The sequence below is a fragment of the Blautia faecis genome (genome assembly GCF_027662325.1).
Lineage (GTDB): Bacteria > Bacillota > Clostridia > Lachnospirales > Lachnospiraceae > Blautia_A > Blautia_A faecis.
On the sequence record NZ_JAQDKY010000008.1, the window covers coordinates 109,128 to 118,878 of the forward strand.

Consider the following 9,751-nt stretch of genomic DNA (forward strand, 5'->3'; position numbering starts at 1 on the left):
CTTTCAAACAGGCTCTAAACCTAACAAGGAGGAAACATGGAAGAAAAACAACTAAATATGCCAGATGAATACCCTGTTCCGAAGAAAAAAAGAAAAGGAAAGGCCGGACGCATTCTGCTTCTGCTTATTCTTATCCTTGTCGCCGGCGCAACCATTGGCTACTATTTCTACGAACGCAGCCAGCCAGCCAAAGAATTGGATAAATATCTTACCGGCATCCAGAGCCTTGATTTCGACACAATGGAAAGTATGCTCCAGAGCGCCGATCTTTCCGCTCTTGACAATGCAGATGTGCGAAACGCCACCTACGAAAGCTTCTTCAAATCCATCAATGCCAAAATGACCTGGAAGATCACAAAGACACGTTTCAGTTTTCAAGACGGCACTGCTGAAGTCACTGCGCGGATCCGCTATGTAGACGGATCTGATATCTACCGTGAAACTGTAACCGAATTCCTTCGTCAGATTGTTTCCAGCGCCTTTTCCGGCGAGAGTCTTACGGAACAGGAAACCCAGGACAAGCTTGCTGCTATTTTAATAGAAAAAGCCTCCAGCCTGGAAGACAAATTCAGTGAAACAGACATTGTTTATCCTATGATCAAAGTAAACGGCCAATGGAAGGTTACAGCTCTTGATGATGAAACAGTAAAGATCATGTCCGCCAATTTCAAAAGTGTAGAGGATGAGATCAGCCAGGCTCTGGCGGATTCCGACTCCACAGCAGAGGGAACCGATGGTCCAGCTGATTCTGTGGTCCAGACGCCTGCCACATCTGATGGAACCATTGATCTTTCCAACCAGCGTTTCTCTATCCACTATACCAGAAATGTAGTTTCCACAGACTTTGGCGGTGAGCCCTGCCTTCTCGTCTACTATGACTACACAAATAACGGAGAAAGTTCTTCCAGTGCTATGGTAGATGTAAATCTTACCGCTTATCAGAATGATGCGGCTCTTGAAGCAGCTATTCCGGCAAACAGTGATGAGGCTGTTGATGCATTTATGAAAGAAATCCAGCCAGGAGAAACAGTAAATGTATGTCAGGCTTTTTCCCTTAATGATATGAGCCCGGTTACCTTGCATGCTTCAGACGCATTTGGTCTGGATACTGGAATTACAGCAGCACAGACATTAAATCTCCAGTAAAAGAAGCAACCAGCACATCACCATATGGGAAGCACAATGAAATCTTTTATACGCGAAAGTTCCGTTTAAGGCTTTCGCGTATTTTTATGTCTCTCTTTGCAGTTTCAGACAGTCCCCCTGTTTTTTGCTGCTAAAATTCCATCTTTTACCACATTTTATACAGGCTTTTTCGTATAATTTCCACGATAAAAAGAAACACTATAGTTACGAAAGGATGGTGACTTATGGAAAATAAATTTTTAAATTGTTTCTGTCTGACTCTTACAATAATCGGCGCTGTCAACTGGGGACTGATCGGGTTCTTCAACTTTAACCTGGTAGCTCTCATCTTTGGCAGTATGAGCTGGATTTCCAGAATCATCTACGCACTGGTCGGACTTTCGGGTCTGTATCTGCTCAGTTTCTATGGAACGCTCTGCTCCAATGAAAATAATGCGTCATAAGTTAAAAAAGCCAGGAAACTTAATTCCTGGCTTTTAAAGAGCGATAGACGGGGCTCGAACCCGCGGTCTCGACCTTGGCAAGGTCGGGCGTTACCAACTACGCCACTATCGCACAAGCGGGTGCTGGGAATCGAACCCACGTATCCAGCTTGGAAGGCTGGTGTTCTACCATTGAACTACACCCGCACATTTGTGCTTGTCTGTCACAACGAAGATTAGTATATCTGATGATGGAATGTTTGTCAACAACTTTTTTGAAATTTTTTAATTTTTTCTTTTGTTCCTAAGATTCAAGCAATATTTCTTGTCTGTTAACGCATTCACACTAAAAAAATTATGATAGAAATATTTTTCATGAGAGTTTTCCAGAGCGTGCTTCAAAAAAGCTTTCTGCAAGATGTACGTCACAATTTGTGGGAGATTTTGCCCGGATGAAAGCGCCGTAGGGGGCTACGACAACTGAATTCGGGCGAAATATAACGCAAAGTGGGGCGTGCAGATTGGGGAATGATTTTTCAAACATGCTCTGGAGCAGTCAACAGTTACACGGTTCACCATATTCAAAGCGATGCATGTTACCAGATTCACACTACGACTTTCTGTTTTTCCAGAAATGATATTTTCTAAAATACCACCGTGCCTGCTCTGTTAACTGCCATTTTCACTTTATTCCGTTAATTTTCCCAATCCCAGACATTGGAGGCTTCCACATGTGTACGCGGCTTCTTGATCACCAGCTCCGGACTCTTCGCACTTACCTTGGAGTTTGCAGGTATCGATTCTGTGATAAATGTGTTTCCGCCGATGATCGTATTCTCCCCAATCACAGTTTCTCCACCAAGTACAGAAGAATTGGAATAAATGGTCACATTATCTTCAATAGTAGGATGACGCTTCACACCAGAAAGCTGCTGTCCTTTTCTTGTAGAAAGAGCGCCAAGGGTAACTCCCTGATACAGCTTCACATTATTTCCAATAGTAGTCGTTTCACCGATTACTACGCCAGTGCCATGGTCAATAAAGAAATATTCCCCAATCGTAGCACCTGGGTTAATATCTATTCCTGTGTGGTCATGAGCATACTCTGTCATAATCCTTGGAATAAACGGAACCTCCTCCAGATAAAGGATGTGTGCCAGACGATACACATAAATTGCCAGAAATCCCGGATAGGAGAAAATAATCTCCTCTTTACTCTTCGCAGCCGGGTCACCATCAAAACCAGCCTGCACATCTTTCAGCAGCATCTCCTGCACTTCCGGAAGCTGCTCAAAAAATCTGGAGGTTATCTGTGCTGCCTTGCCGCATGCACTGGTCATATCCTCGCCAACATACAGAAAAGCCGTCTCAATCTGCGCCTGCATACGGTCAAACAGGTCATTGAGCAGATATCCGGTATAATGTTCCGGAAAAACAGCTGCTCCCGAATCAATATCGAAATATCCCGGAAAAATAACTGATCTCATTTCTTTCACAATATTAATAATCGCTGCACGGACTGGAAGATGTCTTCCGCTCTTTGTCAGAAACAGCTCTTCCTTACGGTAATTGGCAGTCAGACGCTCTACTGCATTCTCTATGGATGTCTTTTTGTCACTCATAACTGGTCTCCTCGTATTTTGCTTTCCTTTCATATTATTACACTATTCTTTTTACGTCAATAAAAAAAAGATTGACCTTTATCCAATCCCCCGATATAATGGAGAATGTCATGGAGATGTACCCAAGTGGCTGAAGGGTCCGCACTCGAAATGCGGTAGGCCGGGTAACCGGTGCGAGGGTTCAAATCCCTCCATCTCCGTTTCATAATTGTTTTCGTGCAAATTTTATTAATTTTGCCTTGACAACTGTTCCTTTTGTATGTATAATTGCAACAGAAACAAAACATAGGGGATTGGTCAAATGGTATGATAGGGGTCTCCAAAACCTTTGGTGGGAGTTCGATTCTCTCATCCCCTGCTCTTAAGCGTCAGAAATCTTGTAATTCAAGGTTTCCGGCGTTTTTTTATCGCAGCATCAGAGCTTGTTTAAAAAAAGTTCTAAAACATATCTGAAATAAAGACATTCTTCTACTATCCGTCTTCTGCAGACTTCGCAATACAAAATAAGGAATATGAAACAGCAAACCATTCCATGCTGTCTCATATTCCTTTATTATTCATTCAGAACCACCTTGTTTTATTTCTTCAACAACATCACATGCTCTGGTGGAAAATACAGATACTTTGGGATTTTGTCCTTTGCAGTTTCCTGGAAATTCTTTTTCTGGCACATCCACCACAAAGTGCCGCTTTCTGCAGCCCCTTTATTACGAAACAGATACTGATGCTCAAAAGTATTTTCAATATACTCCTCAACCTGCACTTCCATGGTATTCTCACCAGCCTTAGTTGCCGGCCTCATCCAATGTCCCCGGATTCCAACATGGGTAATATCCTCTGTCACTTCCTGTTCTGAACGAAGCATAAGCTCCCAATCCAATGCATAAACCTCATGGCTGCCCATCTTCTGCACTGCAGAAAAATTCTTACATCCAGTCAGCCTTGCAGCCTCCAGATACTGAGGATTTTCGAAAATATCCCTGGTCTCACCAGTAAGAATATCTTTTCCATTATTCAACAGGGTCAGCTGACTGCAGAATTTATATGCCTCATCCCTACTGTGAGTTACCATGATCATATCGCCTTTGTAATCTTTCAAAAAATTCTGCATATCACGCTGCAAAATATCCTTCAGATACCCATCCAGCGCAGAAAAAGGTTCATCCAGAAGAATCACCTCCGGCTCTCCGATCATCATACGCGCAAGAGCCACCCGCTGCTGCTGACCGCCAGAAAGCTGCGACGGCAAATGCTTTTCCAGTCCCTCCAAATGATATCTTTTTATGTAATCTGCAACCTTCTGTGAAAGCTCGCTTTTTTCCCCTCGATACCCGCAGGCAATATTCTTTTCTACAGTCATAGTTTGGAAAAGAGCATAATTCTGAAACAGGTATCCAACTCTTCTCTCCTGAGGCTTTAAATTAATTTTTGCCTCAGAATCAAAAACAGTCTTCCCGTTAATAATGATTCTTCCGGAATCCGGAGTTTCAATTCCGGCAATACTGCGAAGAGTCATACTCTTTCCGCTTCCGGAAGCGCCCAGGATCCCTATAGGTCCATCCTGCCCCTTCAGTCTTACATCCAGGGAAAAACCTTTAAAATTTTTCTGAATATCAAGTTCAATCGCCATTATATCCACCTTCTGGTCTGCATTCCTCTGCCGGAAGCAATATTAATTGCTGCAACCACCAGAAATGAGATCAATATGATCACTACGACCCAGAGACCTGCCATATCATAATTTCCAGCTGCAGTCTCTGATGCAATTGCAACAGAAACCGTCCTTGTCTTTCCAAGGATATTGCCGGCAAGCATGGAGGTTGCTCCATATTCTCCAATGGCACGGGCAAAAGCCAGTACAGTACCGGAAGCAATTCCAGGTCCTGCTGCAGGTATAATTACCTTCCAGAATATCCGGCTTTCACTCATTCCCAGAGTTCTTCCTGCATAGATCAGATTCACATCCACCTGCTCAAAGGCCGCCCTGGCATTTCGATACATCAGTGGAAACGCGATCACAGAAGCTGCGATCACACATCCGGTCCATGTCTGAACTACTTTAATATCAAAATTGTCCAGCAGAAAACTTCCAAAAGGCCTTTTCAGGCTAAAAAGCAAAAGCAGGCAGAATCCAGCTACTGTAGGAGGCAGAACAAGAGGCATTGTCAGAATCCCATCCAGCACTGCCCTTGCTCCCGGTTTCAGTTTCATGATCTTCCTTGCACAGAATACACCCAGAAAAAAAGCAAATATAGTTGCTGCCACACCGGTTTTCAAAGAAATCCACAAAGGACTCCAGTTTATTTCACTGAGAAATTCTACCATATTATTATCCTTTATTCTGCAGTGTCTTCAGATACTTCCTCTGTCGGCTCTGCGGTCTCTTCAGCGGCTGCCATGTCATCCGTTTTCTCGTCATTTACATAAGCTGCAAATCCATATTTCTCAAATACTTCAAGAGCTTCATCAGACTGAAGGTACTCAAGAAATGCTTCTGCTGCTGCTTTATCATCATCACTTGCTTCTTTATCTTCTACCATTCCGGCAGGGTAAAGTACAGGTGTTTTAAGGCTTTCCTCCGGTGCCTCTGCAATAACCTCAACAGAATCTGCCACAGAAGCCGCATCCGTAGCATATACGATACCAACCTCATTGCTGCCCTCACTTACAGATGCAAGTACATCTGTAACATTCTTACCTTCGTTGATCTCCATCTTGTTTACTTCATCTGTAATTCCAAGATTATCAAAAATCTCGCGGGAATACTGTCCAACCGGAACGTCCTCTCCGGCAAGGGCAAGGTTTGCAGCATCTGTGATGTTCTCAAATCCGGTTACCTTGGTCTCCCCATCCTTTGGTTTAATAAGAACAACTTTATTCTCAAGAAGATCCACTACAGAATCCTTGTCAGCAAGTCCCTCGTCAACCAATGCATCCATCTGCTTCGTAGCTGCTGAGAAGAAAATATCGCAGCGGGCGCCTTCCTCAATCTGAGTCTGCAAAGTTCCTGAACTGTCCGCATTGTAAAGAATCTCAACATCCGGATAAGTCTCATTAAAATTCTTCTGAATCTCTTCCATGGCGTTATTCAGGCTGGCTGCAATAAATGCGTAAACCTCACATTTCAGTTCCGCTGTCTCTGCTTCAGCAGATACGAAAGTAGTTCCAAACATCATAGTTCCCATAACACCAGCCATAAGTGCTGCAAAAACTCTTTTTTTCATTTCACGCCCTCCATTCTTGTTGTATTTTGTTGTGTTTTGTTATGTTTTGTTCGGTTTCATTCATTATACTTAATTTCATTTGCTATGTCAATTTGAACCTGCATTGTTTGTACAATTTTTATTAGTTCACACAAATTTTTTTTACTTTTCATTTTTTCTCCAACGAAACACTCCTTGTTATTTTCTTTCCAACATGCTATGATATTTAAATACTACCAATAATAAATACAAAAGGCAGCTGCTTCTCAGCTATGGAACACGTTCATACTCCTGTCTAATCTCCTACTTGCTCATATGTCCCGATCTGTCTGATATCCATCCATTCAGCATATAGACATAATGAATACACGGCTGTCGTTCAGGAATTTTGTAATAAATAATGAAAAGAGGATTTAAATATGAAATTAAGTGCACGCAATCAGTTAAAAGGAAAAGTTATCAATATCAATAAGGGAGCCGTTAACTCTATCGTCACAATTGATATCGGAGGCGGCAACATTATCACAGCTACTATTTCCTGTGCAGCTGTAGAAGAACTTGGACTTGAAGTTGGCTCTGACGCTTACGCAGTCATTAAGGCAACCAACGTTATGGTGGGAATTGATGAATAAACTTTATACTGCTCAGGAAATTGCAGACAAGCTCCAAATTAAGAAGACCACGGTTTATGAATTGATCAAACGTGGAGAATTATATTCTTCTAAAGTAGGAAAACAGCTTCGCATCAGCGAGCAGCAGCTGAAACAATACCTGGAGCGTTCCGGTTCCGGCAATAACATGCCAGATCAGAAAGCCGTTTCTTCCAGTACCCCTAACGGAAATCTGCAGATTCCGGAACTTCCTCCAGAAAGTTCCCTTTTGAAGAGGGATTATCTTCTCCACTCCAGCGGACTGATCCTTTGCGGACAGTTTTCCCCGGCTCTCGAACTTCTGATCAGCCAGATGTCCATTCACCCTCAGGGGATCCCAGTCCTTCAATCCTTTATGAACAGCTACAACAGCCTGTATTCTCTTTATTTCAAAAAGGCTCACATAGCATGTGCAAGTCTGGATCTGGAACATATCCGCAGCCTTGTCCCAGGTGTACAGCTTTCTCTTTTATGCCTTTATGAGTATTCCATAGGGCTTTATGTTCCTTCTGGAAACCCTTTGAAGCTTTCAGGTCTGATGGATTTCGCCCGTAAAGACATAAAGATTGCCAATCGGGAAAAAGGAAGTACACCACGGATTTACCTGGACCAGTTTCTTTTCTCAGAAAAAATTTCGCCAGCCAGCATATCTGGTTACCATACTGAACTGGTATCTGATATTTCCACTGCCGCAGCTATTGCTACGCACAAGGCAGATTCAGCTCTTGGAGAAGAATACGCAGCACACCAGTCCGGACTTCTGGATTTTATTCCGCTTCAGACACTTCCTATGTATCTGGTCATGGAAACGGAAGCCCTTTCCCAGCCTGGATTCTCTGCTCTTCTTGAAATTGTACGGTCTGAAGATTTCCGAACGATTCTTCAGGGACAGACCGGATATAATGTGACACGGACAGGGGAACTGCTTTCTCTTTAAAATACCCATGGATAATAAAAATGCTTTTAATTTATTTACGCAGCTTCTGAACTGCTGTTTGAATAAATTAAAAGCATTTTTTCTTAGAACGCATTTGAAAAAGCCTTTTTCAAACACGCTCCTGATAAGTCATTCGGTTAACAAAAAACTCTATTTGAAAAATAATTATCAGGCATTCCACGCCTATTTTCCGGAAACAATATTCTGCATCCATACACCTTTCTTAACCAGCACAAACCCCACAATACACTTCAAAATATCTCCCACCTGTACCATGGCAAAAACAGCCAACACGTGTAAACCTGTGAAGCGACTGAGGCAATACGCAATTGGTACACTAACACACCACACAAATACACTGTCAAATAAAAATGTAATGATCGTTTTTCCACCGGAACGCAAGGTAAAATATGAAGCATGCAGGAATGCGTTCTGCGGCATAAAAATTGCCATGATCATAATAAAGTATTTCGCCAGTTCCTGCGCATCCAGATTGGTGTTATACAGCTTTGGGAAAAATGGTGCGACAATCAGCATGACTAATGCCACTCCAGTGCAGCACATAACAGAAAATGCAATCATCTTATTATCTGTATCTCTGGCCTTCTTCATATTTCCCGCGCCTAACAGCTGTCCCACTACAATGGCAACAGAGTCTCCCAAAGCGATGAATACAACATTAAAAACATTATTAATGGTATTTGCAATATTCTGTGCAGCTACTACGTTTAATCCCCGAATAGAATAGCACTGGGTAAGAATTGCCATTCCGGCTGCCCAGAGAGTCTCATTAAGCAGCAGCGGAGTTCCTTTGATCAAAATCTTCTTTGTTAAATTAGCTGGTACCTTCAGAGTACTGTAAAGACCTTTGGCAAAAGGCATTTTTTCTGTGTGAGTGTGTGACCAGATAATTATAATTGCAGCCTCCACATAGCGGGAAAGAACAGTCGCAATAGCGGCTCCTTGTACTCCCAGCTCTGGAAAGCCAAATTTACCATAAATAAGAAGATAGTTGAATACAAGATTCACAAGTACTGCAGTAACTCCCGCCTTCATAGGCTGAACAGTCTCTCCGCATTCGCGAAGGGTACTGGAGTATGCCTGACTGATCATAAATGGCGGCAATCCAATAAACATGATCCACAGATACTGCATTCCATATCTGCTCGTAGCCTCCAGTGCTGCTGCACTTCCTTCGCCTTTCAGATACATGCCGATCAGGTTTTCTCCTGAGCACATTAAAATCAATATTGTTATAATTGTGAGCGCAATTACCAGCCATAATTTGTAGCGAAATGTCTGGCGTACCCCTTCATGATCCTTCTGACCCGCATACTGAGCTGTAAAAATTCCAGCACCGGACACGCCTCCAAACAGACAAAGATTGTATACAAAAAGGAGCTGATTTACAATGGCTGCCCCTGACATCTGCTCTGTGCCAATCCTTCCGATCATAATATTGTCCAGAAGACTGACAAAATTAGTGATACCATTCTGTATCATAATGGGTATTGCAATTGCAAGTACCATTTTGTAAAAGGCCTTATCTCCCAGAAATTTCTTCCGGAATCCAGGCTTAGTTACTGTGTTTTCCATTTATCGATTTCCCCCTTCATTTCCAAACTGTAAAACAGAATATTTGTTCTGTGATTACAGCGTGGTAGATACTAAGTTACTACATATTTTCAAATAATGCAATAGGTAAATGTAAACAAATGAGAAAATTTTGCAATAGAAACATACACACAAAAAAAACGATAACCAACCGGCT

The 9,751-nt window shown here is 42.4% G+C and carries 9 protein-coding genes, 4 tRNA genes and 1 pseudogene; 6 read left to right on the plus strand and 8 right to left on the minus strand.

Annotated elements, in window-relative coordinates:
- Window positions 1–36: 36 nt before the first annotated feature.
- Together PGQ38_RS06160 and PGQ38_RS06165 are read left to right on the plus strand one after the other, a co-directional pair.
- Entirely contained in the window at window positions 37–1,146 is a 1,110-nt protein-coding gene (locus PGQ38_RS06160) for a DUF5067 domain-containing protein (RefSeq protein WP_270431044.1), read from the plus strand.
- 224 nt (window positions 1,147–1,370) lie between these two features.
- On the plus strand, window positions 1,371–1,589 hold the full coding sequence (locus PGQ38_RS06165; RefSeq protein ID WP_148462795.1) for a DUF378 domain-containing protein: 219 nt from the start codon (window positions 1,371–1,373) through the stop codon (window positions 1,587–1,589).
- A gap of 39 nt (window positions 1,590–1,628) precedes the next feature.
- Here PGQ38_RS06165 and PGQ38_RS06170 read toward each other — a convergent pair.
- The 4 genes and pseudogenes from PGQ38_RS06170 to epsC all read right to left on the minus strand — a co-directional run bounded on the left by PGQ38_RS06170 (window position 1,629) and on the right by epsC (window position 3,190).
- A tRNA-Gly gene (locus tag PGQ38_RS06170) sits at window positions 1,629–1,701 on the minus strand.
- Window positions 1,702–1,704: 3 nt separating this feature from the next.
- Window positions 1,705–1,775 (minus strand) — tRNA-Gly (locus PGQ38_RS06175).
- 232 nt (window positions 1,776–2,007) lie between these two features.
- A pseudogene (locus PGQ38_RS20975) lies at window positions 2,008–2,112 on the minus strand (DUF6783 domain-containing protein); the annotation flags it as partial.
- Window positions 2,113–2,263: 151 nt separating this feature from the next.
- Window positions 2,264–3,190 (minus strand): serine O-acetyltransferase EpsC, encoded by a 927-nt coding sequence (gene epsC / locus PGQ38_RS06180; RefSeq protein ID WP_195477801.1) that lies wholly within the window; start codon window positions 3,188–3,190, stop codon window positions 2,264–2,266.
- Between the two features lie 112 nt (window positions 3,191–3,302).
- Between epsC and PGQ38_RS06185 the strand changes: the two genes are divergently transcribed.
- Window positions 3,303–3,390, plus strand: a tRNA-Ser gene (locus PGQ38_RS06185).
- 87 nt (window positions 3,391–3,477) lie between these two features.
- Window positions 3,478–3,548 (plus strand) — tRNA-Trp (locus PGQ38_RS06190).
- Between the two features lie 219 nt (window positions 3,549–3,767).
- On the opposite strand, the gene PGQ38_RS06195 is transcribed toward PGQ38_RS06190, so the two are convergent.
- Genes PGQ38_RS06195 through modA form a run of 3 tightly spaced genes read right to left on the minus strand, consistent with a single transcriptional unit; the run spans window position 3,768 to window position 6,414 of the window.
- The gene (locus PGQ38_RS06195; RefSeq protein WP_270431046.1) at window positions 3,768–4,820 is read right to left on the minus strand and encodes a sulfate/molybdate ABC transporter ATP-binding protein; all 1,053 of its coding nucleotides are present in this window, start codon (window positions 4,818–4,820) and stop codon (window positions 3,768–3,770) included.
- The gene (modB, locus tag PGQ38_RS06200; RefSeq protein ID WP_195991874.1) at window positions 4,820–5,515 is read right to left on the minus strand and encodes a molybdate ABC transporter permease subunit; all 696 of its coding nucleotides are present in this window, start codon (window positions 5,513–5,515) and stop codon (window positions 4,820–4,822) included. The genes PGQ38_RS06195 and modB overlap by 1 nt, the downstream gene beginning before the upstream one ends.
- Before the next feature lie 11 nt (window positions 5,516–5,526).
- On the minus strand, window positions 5,527–6,414 hold the full coding sequence (modA, locus tag PGQ38_RS06205) for a molybdate ABC transporter substrate-binding protein (protein WP_270431049.1): 888 nt from the start codon (window positions 6,412–6,414) through the stop codon (window positions 5,527–5,529).
- A 398-nt stretch (window positions 6,415–6,812) separates the two neighbouring features.
- On the opposite strand from modA, the gene PGQ38_RS06210 reads away from it, so the two are divergent.
- Both PGQ38_RS06210 and PGQ38_RS06215 read left to right on the plus strand, forming a co-directional pair.
- On the plus strand, window positions 6,813–7,025 hold the full coding sequence (locus PGQ38_RS06210) for a TOBE domain-containing protein (protein WP_118579240.1): 213 nt from the start codon (window positions 6,813–6,815) through the stop codon (window positions 7,023–7,025).
- The gene (locus PGQ38_RS06215) at window positions 7,018–7,980 is read left to right on the plus strand and encodes a substrate-binding domain-containing protein (protein ID WP_118579243.1); all 963 of its coding nucleotides are present in this window, start codon (window positions 7,018–7,020) and stop codon (window positions 7,978–7,980) included. Before PGQ38_RS06210 ends, PGQ38_RS06215 begins: the two co-directional genes overlap by 8 nt.
- A 183-nt stretch (window positions 7,981–8,163) precedes the next feature.
- On the opposite strand, the gene PGQ38_RS06220 is transcribed toward PGQ38_RS06215, so the two are convergent.
- Complete coding sequence (locus PGQ38_RS06220; protein ID WP_226815898.1) at window positions 8,164–9,576, minus strand: MATE family efflux transporter; 1,413 nt, start codon at window positions 9,574–9,576, stop codon at window positions 8,164–8,166.
- Window positions 9,577–9,751 lie beyond the last annotated feature (175 nt).